The sequence below is a fragment of the Dyella japonica A8 genome (genome assembly GCF_000725385.1).
GTDB lineage: Bacteria > Pseudomonadota > Gammaproteobacteria > Xanthomonadales > Rhodanobacteraceae > Dyella > Dyella japonica_C.
Genome location: NZ_CP008884.1, coordinates 39915 through 59804 on the forward strand (window position 1 = coordinate 39915; position 19890 = coordinate 59804).

At 67.2% G+C, this 19890-nt stretch carries 16 protein-coding genes; 8 read left to right on the plus strand and 8 right to left on the minus strand.

The genetic code is table 11. The features are described 5' to 3' along the window. Positions 1-28: 28 nt before the first annotated feature. Positions 29-622: a malonic semialdehyde reductase gene (locus HY57_RS00190; RefSeq protein ID WP_019464447.1), complete on the minus strand. Its 594-nt coding sequence runs from the start codon at positions 620-622 to the stop codon at positions 29-31. Between the two features lie 132 nt (positions 623-754). Between HY57_RS00190 and HY57_RS00195 the strand changes: the two genes are divergently transcribed. Continuing rightward, the gene (locus HY57_RS00195) at positions 755-1735 is read left to right on the plus strand and encodes a mitochondrial fission ELM1 family protein (protein ID WP_019464448.1); all 981 of its coding nucleotides are present in this window, start codon (positions 755-757) and stop codon (positions 1733-1735) included. Between the two features lie 6 nt (positions 1736-1741). Here the strand turns inward: HY57_RS00195 and glnE are convergent, their stop codons facing one another. Beyond that, positions 1742-4594 carry a bifunctional [glutamate--ammonia ligase]-adenylyl-L-tyrosine phosphorylase/[glutamate--ammonia-ligase] adenylyltransferase gene (gene glnE / locus HY57_RS00200; protein ID WP_019464449.1) on the minus strand — a complete coding sequence of 951 codons (2853 nt, stop codon included), beginning with the start codon at positions 4592-4594 and terminating at the stop codon, positions 1742-1744. A 285-nt stretch (positions 4595-4879) separates the two neighbouring features. Here glnE and HY57_RS00205 point away from each other — a divergent pair, with 285 nt between their 5' ends. Together HY57_RS00205 and HY57_RS00210 are read left to right on the plus strand one after the other, a co-directional pair. Further along, positions 4880-6739: an LTA synthase family protein gene (locus HY57_RS00205; RefSeq protein ID WP_019464450.1), complete on the plus strand. Its 1860-nt coding sequence runs from the start codon at positions 4880-4882 to the stop codon at positions 6737-6739. A gap of 243 nt (positions 6740-6982) precedes the next feature. Next, on the plus strand, positions 6983-7432 hold the full coding sequence (locus tag HY57_RS00210; RefSeq protein ID WP_019464451.1) for a hypothetical protein: 450 nt from the start codon (positions 6983-6985) through the stop codon (positions 7430-7432). A gap of 63 nt (positions 7433-7495) precedes the next feature. Here HY57_RS00210 and HY57_RS00215 read toward each other — a convergent pair whose 3' ends face one another. From HY57_RS00215 to groES, 6 genes are all read right to left on the minus strand, one after another. Next, positions 7496-9898 carry a TonB-dependent siderophore receptor gene (locus HY57_RS00215; RefSeq protein WP_100218156.1) on the minus strand — a complete coding sequence of 801 codons (2403 nt, stop codon included), beginning with the start codon at positions 9896-9898 and terminating at the stop codon, positions 7496-7498. A gap of 118 nt (positions 9899-10016) precedes the next feature. Continuing rightward, positions 10017-11009, minus strand: coding sequence for a FecR family protein (locus HY57_RS00220; RefSeq protein ID WP_019464453.1), 993 nt, complete (start codon positions 11007-11009; stop codon positions 10017-10019). After that, a complete protein-coding gene (locus HY57_RS00225; RefSeq protein WP_019464454.1) occupies positions 11006-11560 on the minus strand; it encodes an RNA polymerase sigma factor in 555 nt (184 codons plus the stop codon). The genes HY57_RS00220 and HY57_RS00225 overlap by 4 nt, the downstream gene beginning before the upstream one ends. Then, on the minus strand, positions 11560-12534 hold the full coding sequence (locus HY57_RS00230) for a VirK/YbjX family protein (RefSeq protein WP_019464455.1): 975 nt from the start codon (positions 12532-12534) through the stop codon (positions 11560-11562). Before HY57_RS00230 ends, HY57_RS00225 begins: the two co-directional genes overlap by 1 nt. A gap of 322 nt (positions 12535-12856) precedes the next feature. Next, a complete protein-coding gene (gene groL / locus HY57_RS00235; protein WP_019464456.1) occupies positions 12857-14500 on the minus strand; it encodes a chaperonin GroEL in 1644 nt (547 codons plus the stop codon). A gap of 56 nt (positions 14501-14556) precedes the next feature. Then, entirely contained in the window at positions 14557-14850 is a 294-nt protein-coding gene (groES, locus tag HY57_RS00240) for a co-chaperone GroES (protein ID WP_019464457.1), read from the minus strand. Positions 14851-15208: 358 nt separating this feature from the next. Here groES and HY57_RS00245 point away from each other — a divergent pair, with 358 nt between their 5' ends. From HY57_RS00245 to HY57_RS00265, 5 genes are all read left to right on the plus strand, one after another. After that, positions 15209-15859 carry a class II aldolase/adducin family protein gene (locus HY57_RS00245; RefSeq protein WP_019464458.1) on the plus strand — a complete coding sequence of 217 codons (651 nt, stop codon included), beginning with the start codon at positions 15209-15211 and terminating at the stop codon, positions 15857-15859. Continuing rightward, positions 15859-16176, plus strand: a complete 318-nt coding sequence (gene cutA, locus HY57_RS00250) for a divalent-cation tolerance protein CutA (RefSeq protein WP_019464459.1) — start codon at positions 15859-15861, stop codon at positions 16174-16176. The genes HY57_RS00245 and cutA overlap by 1 nt, the downstream gene beginning before the upstream one ends. A gap of 289 nt (positions 16177-16465) precedes the next feature. Next, positions 16466-17164: an HAD hydrolase-like protein gene (locus tag HY57_RS00255; protein WP_019464460.1), complete on the plus strand. Its 699-nt coding sequence runs from the start codon at positions 16466-16468 to the stop codon at positions 17162-17164. A gap of 8 nt (positions 17165-17172) precedes the next feature. Next, on the plus strand, positions 17173-18504 hold the full coding sequence (locus HY57_RS00260) for a DUF5690 family protein (protein ID WP_019464461.1): 1332 nt from the start codon (positions 17173-17175) through the stop codon (positions 18502-18504). After that, complete coding sequence (locus HY57_RS00265; RefSeq protein WP_019464462.1) at positions 18501-19685, plus strand: TIGR03364 family FAD-dependent oxidoreductase; 1185 nt, start codon at positions 18501-18503, stop codon at positions 19683-19685. The genes HY57_RS00260 and HY57_RS00265 overlap by 4 nt, the downstream gene beginning before the upstream one ends. Positions 19686-19890 lie beyond the last annotated feature (205 nt).

Consider the following 19890-nt stretch of genomic DNA (forward strand, 5'->3'; position numbering starts at 1 on the left):
GAATGACGGAACGACGACGGTGAGGGCGTCAGGCGATCCGGCAGGCTTCGTCGAACGAGAGGCGCGGGCTGCGCGGGAACAGGTCGCGGCTGGCATCGCCATAGCCGAGGTTGACCAGGAAATTGGACTTCACCGTGGTGCCGGCGAAGAAGGCACTATCCACGCCGGCATTGTCGAAGCCGGACATCGGGCCGCAATCCAGGCCTACCGCACGGGCAGCCATCATCAGGTAGGCACCCTGCAGCGAACTGTTGCGGAACGCGGTGGCATCGATCAGCGGCTGGTTGCCGGCGAACCAGCTACGCGCGTCGGCGTGCGGGAACAGCTGCGGCAGCTTGTCGTAGAAGGCCTGGTCGCTGCCGACGATGGCGGTGACCGGCGCGGCCAGGGTCTTGGCGCGGTTGCCTTCGGACAGGAACGGCGCGAGCTTTTCCTTGGCTTCCTTCGACTTCACGAACACCACGCGCATGGGCGAGGAATTGGCACTGGTCGGGCCGAACTTGGCGAGCTCGTAGATCTGGTGCAGCTGCTCGTCAGTCACTTCCTTGGGCAGAAAAGCGTTGTACGTACGGGCCGTGCGGAACAGCTGGTCGAACGCGGCCTCGGAAAGCTTCTCGCTCATGGGTATCCTTTAGCTCATGGGGCGCCGGTACCGGCGCGATGGCGTGCAGTGTAAGCGCGCCCGCAGGCAAACAGGACCCAGCCCAATGAAACGAACTGTGGCGTCCAGGGAAACAATCCGACAGGCCCCCGTATGGTGACGCCGCACGGGGACTGCTGGGTGATCACCGATGGCGCGGCCGGCAACCAGCGCCAGGCGCTGGCGCTGGCCGAGATGCTGGGGATGCCCATCCGCCACCTGCAGCTCGAACCCCGGGCACCGTGGTCCTGGCTGGCGCCGCGCCTGACCGCGGGCGCCCGGCTCGCGCTCGACGCGACCCAGGGCCGGCAATTCGCACCGCCCTGGCCGGCCGTTGCGATCGGCTGCGGCCGTTCGGCGGCGCTCTATACACGACTGCTGCGCCCGCTCAGCGGTGGCCGTTGCTACACCGTGCAGATCCTCGACCCACGCGTGGATCCCCGGCACTGGGACACGGTCATTGTCCCGCAGCACGATCAGCTGACCGGGCGCAACGTGATTCGCCTGCTCGGCTCGCTCAACCCCGTGGACGAGGCGTGGCTGCAGGATGGCCGCGATGCCGATCCGGCCTTCGCCAGCCTGCCCCGCCCGCGCGTCGGCGTGCTGCTGGGTGGCCCGCGCAAGGGCGTGACCTTCAACGAGAGCTACATCGACCAGCTCATCAGCCACCTGCACGCGCGACGGCGCCAGGAAGGCGGCAGCCTGCTGGTGATGGCGTCGCGGCGAACACCGCCCGCCCTGGTGGAACGCGTGCGGCAGGGCCTGGGGGACGTACCCGGACTCGTGTGGGCCGGGCACGACGACGGCAGCAACCCGTATCCCGGCGTGCTGGGCTGGGCCGACCGGCTGGTGGTCACGCCGGACTCCGTGAACATGCTCTCGGAAGCCTGTGCCGTCGGCTGCCCGGTGCATACCTTCGTGCTGGGGTCCCTGCCTGCCAAACTGGAACGCTTCCACAAGTCCCTGCGCGACGTCGGCCTGCTGCACCCGCTCGACGCGACGAACACGCCGCCAGTACCGCCCCTGCGCGTCACCGCCACCATCGCGGCGACCCTGCGCGACCTGATCGCACTGAGGCAACGCCAGACGCCGTGAGCGGCATCAGAACAGGAAGCCAAGCTCCGCCGTCACCTCGCGCACATTGCTGCTGAGCCGCTCCAGTTCCTCGTCTCGCGGCGCGATGCGCGAACGCAGGTCCAGTGTGCAGGCGAGCGCGCGGTGCAGCAGCTCCGCGTGCGCCTCTGCAAACAAGCCGGCCTGCCGGCCGTCGAGCAGGCCGGCGTTGCGGCACGCCTCGATGAGCCCGGCATTGGCGGTGATGTTGAGCAAGGCCGGCCGCTCCGATGCATGCGCCAGCACCAGCCCCTGCAGCGCGAACTCGATGTCCAGCAAGCCGCCATGGCCCTGCTTGAGGTCGAACCACTGCGCGTCCGAGCGATCCCGCTCGGCGCGCCAGCGCTGGCGCATGCTGCTGACCTCGTGCAGGACGGAAGAGCGTTCGCGCGGTACTGCCAACACGTCGCGCCGTACCGCCGACAGGGCCGCATGCAGCGCCGCGTCGCCCGCCACCGGGCGTGCGCGCAGCAAGGCCTGGTGCTCCCACGTCCACGCACGGCTCTTCTGGTAGGCCTCGAACGCGTCCAGGCTGCTCACCAGCAGGCCCTTGGAGCCATCCGGCCGCAGGCGTGTATCCACTTCGTACAAGCGCCCACCGCGCGTCAGCACGGTCAGCCAGTTCATCACGCGCTGGGCCAACCGCTGGTACCAGCGTGAACCTTCCAGCGGCCGCGCGCCGTCACTCATCACGTGCGCGCGCTTGCCGTCGTAGACGAACACCAGGTCCAGATCGGAAGCGAAGCCCAGCTCCTCGCCACCCAGGCTGCCGTAGCCCAGCGCCGCAAAGCCCGTGCCCTCGCCCGGCAGCCGCCCGTGCTGCGCCGCCAGTTCGCGTTCGGCGAGCGCGGTGACCGCCAGCACGATGGATTCGGCCAGCACGGCGAGGCGGCGCGCGGTCGCTACGGCGTCGGCGCGCCCGTCGTTGAACGCCAGGCCCAGGCGGAACGCCACGCTGGCCTTGAATTCGTTGAGGCGCTCCAGTTCCGCCTCCGCCTCGCGCTCGTCCAGCGTGGCCAGCACGCGGGTGATCTCCGCGCTGATGTCCGCGCGCTTGAGCGGCAGCTGGTCGATGCGCGGATCGAGCACGTCATCCAGCAGCAGCGGCTGGGCGATCACACGTTCGGCAAGGAAGGCGCTCTCGGCGAACAGCTTCGCCAGGCGCAGGCGCGCCGCCGGCTGTTCCTCCAGCAGCGCCAGATAGGAAGACCGCCGCGCCACGGCCTGCACCAGCCGGCACAGGCGCAACAGGCAGGCCACCGGCGCGATGCTGTGGCGCGCCACCGCGAGCAGCTGCGGCATGAGGCGATCGAGCTGCTCGCGCGAGCGTTGCGACATCGCGCGCACCGAGGCCGCCTGCGACAGCTTCACCAGCGCCTCGGCGGCTTCGCCGCCCGGTGTGTAGCCGGACGCCTCCATCGCGGCCGCATCGAGCGATTCCGCGCAGGCGCGTTGCCAAAGTGCGACGTCGGCGACCGGCGCCGCCGCGGCACGGCCGCCCTGCGGCATCAGCACTTCGGCGAATTCCTCGCTGACCTTGGCGCGATGCTCCGCCAGTTGTTCGTCCAGCTCCTCCCAGGACGCATGGCCAAGGCCGAGCGCGATGCGCTCGCGGCTGAGCGCGTCTTCGGGAATGTCGTGCGTCTGGGCATCGCGCAACATCTGCACGCGATTCTCGACGCGACGCAGGAACACGTAGGCCTCGCGCAGTTCGCGCGCGCGCGCCGCGCTGATATGGCCGCGCGCTTCGCAGGCGGTCAGCGCCGGCAACAGGCCGCGCACGCGCAGGCTGGGCTCGCGGCCGCCACGGATCAGCTGCGTCAGCTGCACGATGAATTCGATCTCGCGGATGCCGCCGGGGCCAAGCTTCAGATTGTCGGCCAGATCCTTGCGGGCGACCTCGGCGTCGATCAGCGCCTTCATCTCGCGCAGGCCGGCGAACGCGGTGTAGTCGAGGTACTTGCGATAGACGAACGGGCGCAGCAGGTCCTGCAGCTGCTTGCCCGCATTGCGATCGCCAGCCACCGGGCGCGCCTTGATCCACGCATAACGTTCCCAGTCGCGCCCCTCGCTCTGGTAGTACTGCTCCATCGCTGAGAACGGCAGGGCCAGGCGGCCGGCATTGCCGAACGGGCGCAGACGCAGGTCCACGCGCGCGCAGATGCCGTCGACGGTGGGCTCATTGAGCAGGCGGACGAGTTGCCGGGTGAGGCGCACGAAGTATTCGCTGTTGTCGAGCGAGCGAGCGCCGTCGCTTTGCCCGCCGTGCGGATAGGCGAGCACCAGGTCGATGTCGGACGAGAAATTGAGCTCGCTGCCACCGAGCTTGCCGAAGCCGACCACCACCATGCGCTGCAGCTCGCCCTCGTGGCCCCGGCTGTGCCCATAGCGCGCGGCCAGCGCGTGCTCGGACCAGCGCAACGCCGATTCCAGCAGCACTTCATAGAGCACGCTGGTCGCCGACAGGGTTTCCGGCAATTCGTCCAGGCCGTTGACGTCGCGGAACACCAGCCTCAACGCCTCGGCATGACGGAACCGCCGCAGCTGCGTCAGGCACTCCGTTTCGTCGCTCGACAGCTTCAGCGCCTCGATGCGCGCGCTGGCGTCGCCGCCCGAGCGCAGGCGTTCCAGCCCCTGCGGCGCAAGCAGCTGCGGCTGGCGGAACCAGGTATCGAAGGCGAAGTCGCTGGCGAGCAGGGTGCGCCGGATGCGCTCGGCCACGCCGGCGTCGTCGTGCAGGGGTACGCCCATCTGGCGGCAGCGTGCGATCAGCTCGCCGTAGCGGTCGTCGATCAGGGCGCGCAGTGCCGGGGATTCCGAGGGCTTGTTGATGACAGTCATCCAACCATTCTGCCGTAGTGTCGTGCGCATTGCTGCGTGCGCACATGCTTTTGCCCAACCGCCAGATGACCGGGCCATGACCGGAGGCGCCCCGTCGCGGGCCCCGGCGTGCGCGGCGGCGCGACATGAGGCGTTGTCCGGACCGCGCCAACGGCCGTGCGCCGGCGCAACGCCGAACAAATGGTTCAGATCCGGGTCATTACAGTCCCGTGTCCGAGCCATGACAGCCATCCTCAGGGTGCCATGCCCATGTCAGCGACTCCACCCGCGCCCACGGCGCGCTCCATGCCGGTTCGTTTTGCGCTGATCCTCGCGTTGGCGACCGTATTCACGCTGTTGACCGGGGTGGTCGACGGCGGCGGCGGCGTGAGTCCCGCGCAAGCGCTGAGCCAGCCGGTGTTCCTGGCTGCCAACGCCCTGCCTGGTCTGCTGCTCGCATCGCTGCTGCTGGTGCTGAGCCGCCGGCCATGGCTTTCCTTCGGCTTCGCCTTCCTGCTGCAGACGGTGGTGTACGCCATCAATGCGCTGAAGATGAGTCATCTCAACACGCCGCTGATGCCCGCGGATTTCCGCATGCTGGGCCAGTTGCGGCGCGGCGGCCTGAAGCTGCTGGGCAGCTATCTCCCGGGGAACCCGTGGCCCTACCTCGCACTGGCCGTCGCCATCGCGGTGATCGTGATCGCCTGGCGCATGGAGCCCCCCATGTTCGCGCGGCGCACGCGCGGCAAGCGCCTGGTGTCCGGCCTGGCCTTGCTCGCCCTGATCGGCACGCTGTTCGCCGGCATGCCGGGCTGGATGAAGATCTACGGCGGCCGCCACCTGTGGCTGGAACCCTGGTCGGCGACGGCCACGGCCGAGCACTCGGGCCTGGTCAGCTCACTGATGATGTTCCACCTGCACCAGGGACACGCGCGCAGGAAGCCCGATGCGGTCGCCGCCCGGCAGTTGATCGACCGCTCGGACACGGCACTGCGCGAGCGCCTGCAACTACCACTGCACGGTGCCACCGAAGCGCCCGACATCGTGGTGGTGCAAAGCGAATCCTTCTTTGACCCCTCCATCATGAAGGGCTACGAGGCGGCCAACCTCACGCCCAACCTGCGCCGGCTCGCCGCGCAGGGCCAGAGCGGTCCGTTGCATGTACCCACCTATGGCGGCGGCACCATCCGCACCGAGTTCGAAGTGCTCACCGGCCTGTCGCTGCGCTACTTCGACGACCTGCAGTTCCCCTATCTGCAGATGAACCACAAGGTGGTGCCCAGCATGGTGCGCGTGCTGCGCTCGCATGGTTACGAAACCATCGCGCTGCACGGCAATGACCCGGGCTTCTGGAATCGCAGCACGGCGTTCCGCGCCATCGGCTTCGACCGCTTCGTGTCGCGCTCGTCCTTCCCTGCCAGCGCAGCGATGGATGGCAAGTACATGGCCGACAGCGCGATGACCGACGAGATCATGGCGCAGCTGAAGAACGCCGGCCCGCCGCAGTTCCTGTTCGCCATCAGCATCGAGGCGCACGGCCCCTACGACGTGCCACCGGCCGACACCGCCGAGCGCGATGCCATCGCCGTGCCTGAAGGCGTGACGGGTGCGAACCGGCTGGAGCTGCAGAACTACCTCTACCACATGCGCCATGCCGACCAGGAACTGGGCCGGCTGGCGGAGCTGCTCTCGCATCGCGAGCGGCCCACGCTGCTGCTGTTCTATGGCGACCACCTCCCCGCGCTGACCGATGTCTACCGCAGTACCGGTTTCGTCGACGGCAAGGACATGCTCAGCCAGGCCGGCACGTGGCTGCTGGTCGACCCGCGCAACCCCTCGCCGGCCCGACAGGCATCGCTGGCTTCCTGGATGTTGCCCGGGCGCCTGCTGGAACAGGCCGGCGTGCACGATGACGCCTACTTCGCGCTGACCCAGGTGATCGCGCCGCAGCTCGCCACGCTGACCCACGCACCCGGTGCGCCGCCAGAGGCCGAAGACCATTCCGAACAGCAGGAGGACGACGACATGGCCAACGTCGCCCTGCTCCGCATGAAGGGCAAGCTCGACGACCTGTTGCCCAGGGCCGCGCTGCAAACAGCCGGCGTGCTGGAAGACGTTCCCGTCTTCCCCATGGAGGACGTCGACGCCTCCGGCGCCCGCCAATAACGGCTTCCTAACGCGTCCAACCAAATGGACGTCCAAACGAAATGAGCACGGCGGCCGTTTCCCGGGCTTTTCAAGCAGGCTGAAAGCGTTTTCCAACAGGCTTCATAACCACGATTCATCGATCTGTCTGCGCGCTAAAGGGAGCCGGTTTCGTTCAGGTTCGGTAGAGCGATCTGCGTCTAGCTTGAGCCCCAGCCACGAAGCAACGCCTTCGCTGGCAATCCCACATTGGAGGTTCACCCCATGCGTAAGACCATGCTTGCCGCTCTCTTCGTCACCGCCGCTTCCGTTCTGACTGTTCCGGCGTTTGCGCAGGACTCTGCTCCGGCCGCGAAGACCGAAGCAAGCGCGACCACGTCGGCCACGGCAGCGAAGGATGCGATGAAGTCGTCCACCAGCGCCGCCGCCACCGTGAAGGAAACGGCCAAGTCGACCACCGACGCCGCTTCGACGGCCAAGGAAGCGACCAAGTCGGCGACCGAAGCCGCTTCGACCGCCAAGGAAACGACCAAGTCGGCGACCGAAGCCGCTTCGACCGCCAAGGAAACGACCAAGTCGGCAACCGACGACGCTGCTGCCAAGGCCAGCGAAACCGGCCACAAGGCCAAGCATCACGCCGGCCACAAGGCCAAGGCCGCCGCGACGGACGCCACCAAGGCTGAAAGCAGCACGCCGGCCACGCCGAAGCAGTAATTCGTTCCGCGTCATGTGAACCGGGCCCCGGGAGGCAACTCCCGGGGCTTTTTCGTGCGCGGCTCAGAAGTCGTAGGTGCCCGAAAGGATCACACTGCGGCGCGTGCGCAACGGCACATAGGTCTCGTTGAAATCGGCGGAATAGAGCGTGCGCGCGAAGAGGTTCTTCACGCCCAGCGTCATGCGCCAGCGATCGGTGCGATAGGACACGTTGGCATCCACCTCCGCCTGTCCCGGCGACGGGTAGTAGGTGCTGTAGTCCAGGCTCTGTCCCAGCGAGCGGCTGCGCGCCACCACGCCCCCGGCCAGGCCCCAGCCCTTCAGCGTTCCGCCCGGGAACCAGTAACTGGCCCACAGGTTGAAGCGCTGACGCGGCGAACCGGACGGAGCGGTGCCGTCGTGGTTGGTGATCAACGCGTTGGTGTAGCTGCTGGTGATGTCCAGACCCGGCGCCAGGCGGCCGGCGAGTTCGATCTCCAGACCGCGATTGGTCTGCCCCGGCCCCAGGCTGGCGAAATTGGGCAAGGCTTCCAGGAAGACGTAGCTGTGATCGAGCGCGATGCGATACAGCGACACCGTCAGCCACGCCTGCTCATGGAACAGATTGAACTTGGCTCCCGCCTCCAGCTGGTGCGACAGCGCGGGCACCAGCGGGCGGCCGTTCTCGCCCAGGTACGACAGCGGCTGGAAGCCATTGCTGGTGCCGCCGTAGAAGGCGATGTCCGGGGTGAGCTTGTAGACAAGGCCGGCGTTCGGCACCCACTTGGTGCGCCGTGGCGTCCACGGATTGCCCTGCGCATCCGTGGTCTGCACCTCGTAGGCGGCGCGGCGCAGCGCCATCAGCATGTCCCAGCGCTCGCCCAACGCCAGTTGGTCCTGCAGGAACAGGCCGTTGTCGACCGACCAGGGCGTGCCGGCCAACGGCAGATTGTCCTGCGCTTGCACGACGGCAGACACGCGCGGCAGCGCGGGATCGGTAAACAGGTTGTAGACCCCGCCGTCATAGTCGTGCACGAGGTCATCGGTGTGCCCCACGCGCGAGCGCGAGTAGTCCGCGCCCAGGGTGATCGTGTGCGTGACGGGGCCCGTGCCGAACACGCGGATGAAATCGTTCTGCAGCGAGTAATAGGCGTCGCTGTACCGGTAGGCCTCGGCCACCGGATCCACGGTGCCGGACGCCGTGGGGTTGTACATCGTCCAGCTTTGCGAGTCGTTGCGCTGCTGGACGTACTGTCCACGGCTGCGCCAGGTCCAGGCATGGCCCAGCTGCTGGTCCAGCAGGTAGTACAGGCGGTTGGTCTGGTAGTTGGCGTAGTCGTACGGGTTACCGGTAAGCAGCCCGAACGGCGTGGCACTGCCCAATGAGTCGCCCAGCACCACAACGTGATCGGGCATCGGCAGGCGGTTCAGGATGCGCTGCGCACCGACCACCAGCTGCGTCGTCGACGTGGTCCAGCCGATCGACGGCGCGAGGTAGGCGCTGCGGCGATGACGGTAGCCCTGCGGCGAGCGGTCGGCGTACTGACCCGACATCACCAGGCGATAGGTGAGCCCCGCAGCGTGCCCCAGTGGACCGGCCAGATCGAGGCCCGCCTGCGCCTGGCCCTGCTCGCCCAGCGTGTAGCTGAACTCGTGCACCGGCTGGCTCTGCGGCTGCTTGGTGGTGACGTTGACCAGACCGCCGAAACTGTTGCCGTTGGAGTCGCCGAGGATCGATTGCGGCCCCTTCATGACCTCCACCCGCTCCAACGCGATCAGCGGAGGGAAATCGCCGGAGCCGGCATTGCTGTTCGGCATGCCGTCGATCAGGCCGTTGCCGCTGTAGAAGCCGCGGATCTGGAACAACGGCAAGCCGCCGGAACCCGGCACGTAGGACACGCCCGCCACATTGCGCAGGACGTCTTCGACGGACAGCGCCTGCTGCGACGACATCACTTCCCGAGTCACCACGGTCACCGATTGCGGCACGTCGATCAGGTCGGCGTCGTTGCGCGAACCGATGCTGGTGAGCGACGCCTTGAAGCCCTCGTCGCGCCCGACCAAGGCATTGGCCTCGACCGCGGTCAGCTCCCGGATCTCCTCGCGCGGCACCGCCGAAGCCGATTTCTTTCCCGGCTGCTCGGGCATGGTCACTACGACGGTGCCCTTGCCGGTGAACTCGTAAACGAGCCCGGTACCCGCCAGCAGCTTCGCCAGCGCGGCCTGCATGGTGAGGCTGCCCGTGGCGCCCGGCGAGCGAAAACGCGCGATGGTGCCGCCCGCCGTCAGGATCTGCACATTGGCCTGCTTGCCAAAGGCGATCAAGGCGGTGGCCAGCGGCTGCGCGGGAATGGCGAAATCCAGGAGCGGGCCCTGCTGCGAAGGCTCCGGCGTGCTGCGCGCAGCGGCGACGGAGTTGCCCGGCACCGCCAGGCAAACCGACATCCACAGGCCGCCCGACAGCAGCAGCGTCGCAGCTTTCCTCATAACCCCCGCTTCTTCGCAAGCGAAAGTCACGAGTGTGACATGCGTCGTGGCGCTTGTGGCACCAACGTTGCCGCATGAATGCTTTCTGTCGACTGGCTGTCAGGTCAACGCAGGATCTTCAGTGTTGCGCCGGCTTGCGACGCGCATCGGACAGCACGGTCTGCCCGCCGGCTTCGCCCACCTGCAACGGCAACACCTGCGGCAGCGCACGCAGCCAGTCGTCGATGGCGTCGGCCTTGACGGTACCGGTGAAGGTCAGCGTATCGAGCTCGGCATCGGCGATGCGCAGCGGTTCCACGCGATAGCGATTGATGTTGGCCACCACCACCGACAACGGCTCGTTGTCGAACTCCAGCCGCGCGTGGCGCCAGGCGGCGGCGTTGGCGGGGTCGCTGGCGGTAACGTTCATGGCCGCGCGCGAGGGGTCGTAGGTCACCGACTGGCCGGCCACGGCTTCCAGGCTGTTGTGGGCGCCGCCGGTGGCATCGGCCACGCGCACGCGCCCTTCGGCCATGGCCACGGTGACGTAGTCGCCGGTGCGGCGCACATTGAAGGCGGTACCGATGTCCTCGACGGTCACGTCACCGGCACGGACGCGGAACGGGCGGGACGCGTTGTGCACGACCTCGAAATAGGCCTCGCCATCGGCAAGGTCCACCTCGCGGCGACCATGGCTGAAGCGCGTGGTCAGGTGCGTGGCGCCGCCCAGGGTCACGCGCGTGCCGTCTTCCAGCGTCACCTCCCGCTGGGTGGCGATGGCGCTGGCGTAGGTCTGCGAAGTGACCGCCGTGGCCATGGCATGCCAGCCGACGTAACCGCCGACCGCGGCCACCACGGCGGCCGCGGCGGCGGCGGGCATCCACCAGCGGACGCGCTGCACCTGCGCCGGCGCGAATTCCGCCAGCAGGCGTTCGCGCGACACCTCGCCCAGCGCCTGCAAACGTGCGGCCAGTTCGGTCACGCGCTCGAACGCGGTGAGGTGCGCGGGATCCTCGTCGGCCCAGGCCAGCCACTGCTCGGTCGTCCGTTCCGTGGCAGCGGGGTCGCGCAGTCGCACCCACCAGTCGGCGGCGACACGCAAGTCTTGTTGATTGAGTGGGTTGGCCATCATGGCATCTCCGGTTCGTCCACCCGCGCCCGGCAATGAGCCAGGGCATTGGCGACGTGATAGCGCACCATGCGCTCGCTGATCTTCATGGCCCGCGCGATAACGCTAATCTCGCAGCCGTCGATGACATGCATGACGAAAGCCCGCCCGGTCTTGGCCGGCAGTTCGCGCAACGCCTTGTAGAGCTCCTGCAATTGCGCGGTGGCATGCACGTGGCGCTCGGGAATCGGTGCCAGGTGCAGGTCTTCGTCAGGCGCATCCACCGGATGCTCCGCCCTCACCTGCCGCGCGCGCAAGCGGTCCACGGCCAGGTTCGAAGCGACGCGGAACAGGTAGGCGCGCAGCGAATCCACCTGCTCGGGCTTGTCCATCGTCACCAGGCGCACGTACGCCTCCTGTGCGACTTCCTGGGCATCCGACAGCGAATTGAGCCGGCACTGCAGGAACGCGACGAGCGCACGGTTGTGGTCGCGGAACAGGTCGGCGATGCGCAGTGCGAACGCCGGATCGAGGTTCACGCCCGCGTTGGCGGGCGTGTTGGCACGTCTGTCCACTAGGCTGCCCTGGTTACGTCGGCAAGCGGCGGCAAGGCCTCCATGGCTACCGACGCCTCCATCGCGTCGCGCCACCACGATACCGGGCGCAACACATCATTCAACAGTTTCACCGCTTCCCAGCGCAGTTCCGCGCGACGCCTGAACAAGGCGCGGCGCTTGCTTTCCACTTCCACTTCCGTGCGGTGATGCAAGCTGGCGGGCAACAGGAACCAACCGTCCTCGACAAGCACACCGCCCTGCTCCAGCCAGTACGCATCGTAATCGGAGAACATCCGCGAACGCCCCAGCAACGGATGCGCCGCGTTCCCCACCGCAAGGATACGCCGCAGGCCACACTGGCCGGCAAACGCATAGGCCAGCACCAGCATCAGCTGCTTGGGCCGCATGCCGTGCATGTTGCGGGTCAGCTCGCGCACCGTCTCCCGTCCATGGACGCCGGCCGGGCCCTGAATGCAGCCGATGGCCAGCGTGTCATCGTCGATGAGCGTCATCACCAGCCGGTAGAGCGTGCGGTCATGCGCATCGGTGAGCTCGATGGCCAGCTCGCCTTCGCAGGTCATGTGCGCCGGCGGCCGCAGGTGCAGCCGGACCTCGCTGCCGTCCTTGAGCGTCAGCGCACCCAGCGTGGCGCGGCCTTGCACATACACCGCCTCGAACAGCTCCGCCGACCAGCGCTCGAGCAACAGCCGGTAGTGCGCCTTCAGCGCCTGCAGGCGATCCTCGCGATGCCACCGGCGATTCACGAACCGGTGCTGGTGGCGCTCCTGCAGGCGCGGATCGCAGGCCAGGCAGGCGCGCAACAGGGGGTGCGACCCCAGGAATGACAGATAGCCGTGGTGGCGCAGCGGCATGCCCAGCGCGCGCACCACGTACTTGGCAGCCATGAGGGCGCGCTGCCCCGCATGCCCCTCCCAGTCAGGGCGGCTACGCAGCGAGCGCCACCACACCTGCAGACCAGGGTGGCCATCCATGGCCGGGGGTTCCTTGGGTCCAGTCGCCAGCGGGCCGGGGAACCCCGCCCACCGCAGTTCGCGCTCCAGGGAGCGTTGCGCCGCATAGGCGCAGCCGCTAGCCGCGAACACCAGATCGGCGTCCAGAGGTTCCTCCCCTGGCTGAAGATTCCTTTCGTTCAAGGCTCGCCGACCCGCTGAAGACTGTGACAAGGACTAAGACGGCCAAGCCACGCAAAACGGAAATGGCCGGACCCTCTTTTTTGCTTTTTTTTCGTCGCCCAAAAGAAAACCCCGCACAGGGCGGGGTTTTCTCGTACAGCGATGCCTGGAAGGCGTGGACTTAGAAGTCCATGCCACCCATGCCGCCCATGCCGCCCGGCGCACCGTGCGAATGGCCTTCGTCCTTCTTCGGCACTTCGGTCACGGCCGCTTCGGTCGTGATGATCGAGCCGGCCACCGAGGCGGCGAACTGCAGGGCCGAACGGGTCACCTTGGTCGGGTCCAGGATGCCGAAGGCAATCATGTCACCGAACTCGCCGGTGGCCGCGTTGTAGCCGAAGTTGCCCTTGCCTTCCTTCACGGAGTTCAGGACGACCGACGGCTCGTCACCAGCGTTGGCGACGATGGCGCGCAGCGGAGCTTCCAGGGCGCGACGGGTGATGGCGATGCCCAGGTCCTGGTCAGCGTTGGCACCCTTCAGGCCTTCGATGGCCTTGAGCGAACGGATCAGGGCGACGCCGCCGCCCGGCACCACGCCTTCTTCAACGGCTGCACGGGTAGCGTGCAGGGCGTCTTCGACGCGGGCCTTCTTTTCCTTCATTTCGACTTCGGTGGCAGCGCCGACCTTGATGACGGCCACGCCGCCAGCCAGCTTGGCCACGCGCTCCTGCAGCTTCTCGCGGTCGTAGTCCGAAGAGGTCTCTTCGATCTGCGCCTTGATCTGGCCGATGCGCGACTGGATGCGGTCGGCTTCGCCGGCGCCGTCGATGATGGTGGTGTTTTCCTTGGTGATCACCACGCGCTTGGCGCGGCCCAGGTCCGTGATGGTGGCCTTGTCGAGGGCCAGGCCCACTTCCTCGGAGATCACCACGCCGTTGGTCAGGATGGCGATGTCTTCCAGGATGGCCTTGCGACGGTCACCGAAGCCCGGCGCCTTCACGGCGGCGACCTTGACGATGCCGCGGATGGTGTTGACCACGAGGGTGGCCAGCGCTTCGCCTTCCACTTCCTCGGCGACGATCAGCAGCGGCTTGCCAGCCTTGGCGACGGCCTCGAGGACCGGCAGCAGCTCGCGCACGTTGGAGATCTTCTTGTCGTGGATGAGGATGAACGGGTCGTCCAGTTCAACCTGCTGCGACTGCTGGTTGTTGATGAAGTACGGCGAGAGGTAGCCGCGGTCGAACTGCATGCCTTCGACGACGTCGAGTTCGTTCTCGAGGCCCGAGCCTTCCTCGACGGTGATCACGCCTTCCTTGCCGACCTTCTTCATCGCGGTGGCGATGATTTCGCCGATGGCGGCGTCGGAGTTGGCGGAGATGGTGCCGACCTGGGCAATGGCCTTGTCGTCAGCGGTCGGGTTGGAGAGCTTCTTCAGCTCGGCCACGGCGGCGGTGACGGCGTGGTCGATGCCACGCTTGAGGTCCATCGGGTTCATGCCGGCGGCCACGGCCTTGAGGCCTTCCTGGATGAACGCCTGGGCCAGCACGGTGGCGGTGGTGGTGCCGTCGCCGGCCACATCGGAGGTCTTGGAAGCGGCTTCCTTGACGATCTGCGCGCCGATGTTCTCGTACTTGTCGGCCAGTTCGATTTCCTTGGCGACGGAGACGCCGTCCTTGGTGACGGTCGGTGCGCCGAAGCTCTTCTCGAGCACGACATTGCGGCCCTTCGGACCCAGGGTGACCTTCACGGCATTGGCCAGGGTGTTCACACCCTTGAGCATGCGCGCGCGGACGTCTTCGCCGAAGCGGACTTCTTTAGCTGCCATTTCTGTAATTCCTTAGATTTGAGTCGTTGGTAGGGGAAGAGATGCGGGAGAGGCGCTTAGCCTTCGATCACCGCAACGATGTCGTCTTCCTTCAGGAAGACCAGCTCTTCGCCGTCGATCTTGATTTCCTGGCCGGCGTACTTGCCGAACAGCACGGTGTCGCCTTCCTTCACGGACATCGGGCGGACCTTGCCGTCTTCCAGGATGCGGCCGGTGCCGGCAGCGATGACCTTGCCGCGGGTCGGCTTTTCGGTGGCGCTGTCGGGGATGACGATGCCGCCAGCGGAGACGCGCTCTTCTTCGAGGCGCTTGACGATGACGCGATCGTGCAGCGGACGCAGTTTGCTCATGGTGTGGGCTCCAGCTTCGGTTGGATGGTTGAACAGGATTCGGTACCCCGGAGCGGCGCCATTGCTGGCGCTGTTAGCACTCCCGGTAGGTGAGTGCCAATAATAGCGACGCAATAGCCCCCCGCAAGAGGTGCCGGTCCGGTGGCTGAAACTTCCAATGGGGGAGCCGCGAGGGCCTTTCAAGAGCCGCCGGGGCGGAAAGTGGCGAGATTTTCTCTCCATGAGAGTGTCGCCAAAGGCCGGACTTTTGCCCGTCATCCCCGCGAAAGCGGGAATGACGCGCTCTTCGGGGCCCCTATCGACAAGGTGCGGCGGGACCGACGACCATGCCGGCCTGATCCCCGGAGGCCACCCACCCGTGAGCGATGAGCTGACGCTACGCCTGGACCTGGTAGCCCAAGGGGCCCGGCTGGCCGCTTCCGGCCTGAGCCAGGGCACCTCGGGCAACCTAAGTGCCCGTTGTGGCGACGGTTTCCTGATCACGCCCAGCGGCACACCGTACGAGGACATCACGCCCGAAGGCATCGTTAGGGTGGATCGCGACGGCCAGTGGCCCGCCGGCCAGCGTCCTTCCAGCGAGTGGCGCTTCCACCGGGACATCTACCTCGCCCGCCCGGATGCCATGGCCGTGGTCCACGTTCACCCGCCGTACGCCACGGCGCTGGCGATGTGCCGCAAGGACATCCCGCCCGCCCATTACATGATTGCGGTGGGCGGTGGGGACTCCATCCGCTGCGCCGACTACCACACCTACGGCACCCAGGCCTTGTCCGATGCCGTGCTGGCCGCGCTCGAAGGCCGATTGGCCTGCCTGATGGCCAACCACGGCATGATCTCGCTGGGCAGCACGCTGGCGCAGGCCATGTGGCGGGCGGTGGAGGTGGAAAATCTGGCCCGGCAATACGCGTTGGCGCTGCAGCTGGGCACCCCGGTGATGCTGACGGACCACGAAGTGGCTGACGTGCTCGCCAAATTCGCCAACTACGGGCTGATGTCCTCGAGGTCGTGATGTCCGATACCGTCCTGCTCTGCTACTGCACCTGCCCCGACGCCGCCAGCGCGCAGAAGCTGGCCGAGGCCCTGGTGGGCGAACACCTGGCCGCCTGCGTGAACCGCATTCCGGCGGTGGCGTCCACCTATCGCTGGAAGGGCGAGGTGGTGACCGACAGCGAGGAGCTGTTGCTCATCAAGACCACGGCCGAGCGCTTCCCGGCGCTGAAGGAGCGGCTGGTGGCCCTGCATCCGTATGAGTTGCCGGAGCTGATCGCCGTGCCGGTGGCTGAGGGGCATCGTCCTTATCTGGATTGGGTGCGGGATCCGGGGTGATCCCCAGAGAACCTGTTCACCCATCACCGCCCCCTCACCGTTCCCGCCCCCTCACCGTCATCCCCGCGAAAGCGGGGATGACGGTGAGGGGCGAATGGCGCTCCATGGCAACGTCGGAGCGAGATCGCGAACAAGCCCGAGCCAGCGGCAGCGGCAGCGTCAGCACCCCAAACACGCACCACATCCCATCCCCCGCGATTGACTAGACAGTCCGCCCCGACTGTCGGTGCCCGCGTCATGGGCACGCCATCGCCGCTCGTCAGCATGCCTCTCCATCACGGGAGGCGATATGACGTTCCAACTGGCAGTTTTCGACATGGCGGGCACCACGGTGCACGACCCCGACCTGGTCGTGCAGGCGTTGCGCGAGGCGCTGGCCGAGGCCGGCTGCGAGGCCGGCGTGCCCGAGTTGCGCGCGTTGATGGGCTACACCAAGCCCGCGGCCATCCGCAGCCTGCTCGCCGCCCACGACCTGCCCGCGGACGACGCGCACGTGATGCATGTCCACGCCGACTTCGTGCAGCGCATGCTCCACTGCTACCGCACCCACGAAGCGGTCCGCCCGATGGCCGGCGCCGAAGACACCTTCGCGTGGCTGCATGAGCGCGGCATCAAGGTGGCGCTCAACACCGCGTTCTCCCAGGACATCGCCGAATGCCTGATCGAGCGCTTCGACTGGCGCCGCCGCGGCCTGATCGACGCGGCGACCTCAGCGGATCGCGTCGTCGAGGGCCGTCCCGCGCCGGACATGATCCGCGCGCTGATGGCCGAAGGCGGCGTCACCGATGCGGCGCGCGTGTTCAAGGTGGGCGATACCGAAGTGGATATCCGCGAAGGCCGGGCGGCCGGCTGCGGCCTGGTGGTGGCGGTCGCTACGGGCGCCTACACGCGCGCCGAACTGCTCGCGCATCACCCGGATGCCGTACTGGATGGCCTGCATGAGCTGGCCGCCCTGCTTGACCGCGCCAGCCAGTCCCACGTGGCCTGAGGCCGGTCATGCAGCCCATCATCACCGCATCCGGGCCATCGCCCGGCAAATCCTCGCGCATGCTGCCGCTGGTCGCCGGACTGGCTGCGTTCTGCGTGTACTCATGCATGTACGCCTTCCGCAAGCCGTTCAGCGCGGCCAGCTTCGATGCCATGAGCTGGCTGGGCGTCGACTACAAGATCTGGCTGGTGATCGCCCAGGTGATGGGTTACGCGGTGAGCAAGCTCTGGGCGATCCGGCTGGTGCCGGAGCTGCACCCGGCGAACCGTGGCAAAGCCATCCTCGTGTTGATCGGCCTGTCGTGGCTGGCCCTGCTGGGCTTCGCGCTGGCGCCGCCGTTGCCCGGCATCGTGTTCCTGTTCCTCAACGGCCTGCCGCTGGGCATGGTGTGGGGCCTGGTGTTCGGCTACATCGAAGGCCGGCAGGCCACGGAGTTGATGGGCGCCATCCTGGCTTCCAGCTTCATCTTTGCTTCCGGTGTAGTGAAGGGCGTTGGCAAGGCGATGCTGCTGGCCGGCGTCAGCGAGCACTGGATGCCGTTCCTCACCGGCCTGGTATTCGTGCCGCCGCTGCTGCTGTCGCTGCGCACGCTTGAGCGTTTGCCGCCCCCCACGGCCGAGGACATCGCCGCCCGCGCGCCACGTGGCCGCATGGATCGCGATGCGCGCCGGGCTTTCCTGCGCCGCTTCCTGCCCGGCCTGCTGCTGATCGTGCCGCTGTACGTGCTGCTGACGGTGCTGCGCGATTTCCGCGAAAACTTCGACACCGAGATCTTCCGCGACCTCGGGTTCGGCCGCAGCGCGCTGGTGTTCGGCGAGGTGGACACGCCCATCGGCGTGGGCGTGCTCATGCTCACCGCGTCGCTGTCGCTGGTGCGCGACAACATGCGCGCCTTCATGCTCAACCACGTGCTGATCGCTGCGGGCCTGTGCTGCGCCGGGCTGAGCACCCTGCTGTTCGCGCACCACGAACTGCCGCCGCTGACCTGGATGACCCTGGTCGGGTTCGGGCTGTATCTGGGCTACATCCCGCTCAACGGCATGTTCTTCGAACGCTTGATGGCCACCTTCCGCGTCGCCGGCACCGTGTCGTTCGTGATGTATCTGGCCGACGCCTCGGGCTATCTGGGCAGCGTGGCGGTGCTGCTGATCAGGCAGTTCCTCGCCCTGCAGCTCAACTGGACGCAGTTCTTCGAACGCGCCGTGCTGACGAGCAGCCTGCTCGGCCTCGTCCTTGTCGCGCTGTCGGCGCGCTGGTTTTGGTGGCACGGCCGCCAGAACGGCCTCACGGCAACCGCCTCCCCCTTGTCACCCCTGAAGATGGAAAGCACTCGTTTATGAGCAAGTCGCAAACACGCACCGCGATCGTCGTGGGTGCAGGCATCGTCGGGCTGGCCATGGCCCGTGCCCTGGCAGAGGCCGGATACAAGGTCACCGTGTTTGACCGCCACGAGCGCGCCGTGGGCGCCTCGGTACGCAACTTCGGCACGATCTGGCCGATCGGCGTGCCCAACGGCCCGCTCTATGCGCGCGCGCTTCGCTCGCGCGAGATCTGGCGCGAATTCTGCGACGCCAGCGGCACGTGGTCCGCCCCCAGCGGCAGCCTCATCGCCGCGTATCACGACGACGAATGGGCGGTGATGAACGAGTACGCGGCGATGAACGAGGGCATCCGCCCCTGCCGCACGCTCGACCCCGCACAGGTCCGCCAGCACGCGCCGGGCGTCGTATCGAACGGATTGCGCGGCGCCCTGCTCAGCACGGACGAAATGGTGGTGGATCCGCGCGAGGCGATCCGCAACCTGCCCGCCTGGCTGACGGAACGCTACGGCGTGGAGTTCCATTGGCGCCAGGCCGTCACCCGCATCGAACACCCGTGGGTATGGAGCGGCCGCCGCCGTTACGGTGCGGACCTCATCTACATCGCCAGCGGCACCGATTTCGAAACGCTGTATCCGGAACTGTTCGAACGCCTGGCCATCACCAAATGCAAGCTGCAGATGCTGCGGCTAGAAGCACAGCCCACGCCGTTCCAGCTGGGCCCTGTGGTGTGCGGCGGCCTCACCATGGCCCACTACAGCGGCTTCCATGCCACGCCGAGCATCGCAGCGATGCGCCAGCGACTGAGCGAGCAGTACGCCGACCTGATCGCACTCGGCATCCATGTCATGGCAGCGCAGAACGGACTCGGCGAGATCACCATCGGCGACTCGCACGAATACGGCCACACGCACGAGCCCTTCGACGAAAGCTCGATCAACCGCAAGATCGCCGACTACCTGCGCACGGTGCTCGACCTGCCGAGCTGGAACGTCAAGCAGAGCTGGCACGGCATCTACGCCAAGCTCACCGATGGGAAGCGCAGCGAGCTGGTGATCGAAGCCGAACCGGGCGTCACCATCGTCAACGGCATCGGTGGCGGCGGGCTGGGCATGACGCTGTCGTTTGGTCTGGCGGAGGAAGTGGTCAGTGGCCAATGGCAGGCCGAAACCGTTGAACCCGTGGTCGCTGGCGCGCACTGAGTTCTTCGAATTCCCGACACGGCCCCATCGCTTCCTCACCGTCATCCCAGCGAAAGCTGGAGGCGTTTTTCAACAGCCGAATGGCTGGTCATCCAGCGTCTTTCATCCTTGCCACACGCATCAAAGACACGGGATCCCAGCTTTCGCTGGGATGACGGTGGGAAGCATGTCCGCAGGTGACTATTAGGAAGCGTGTGGCGGTTGA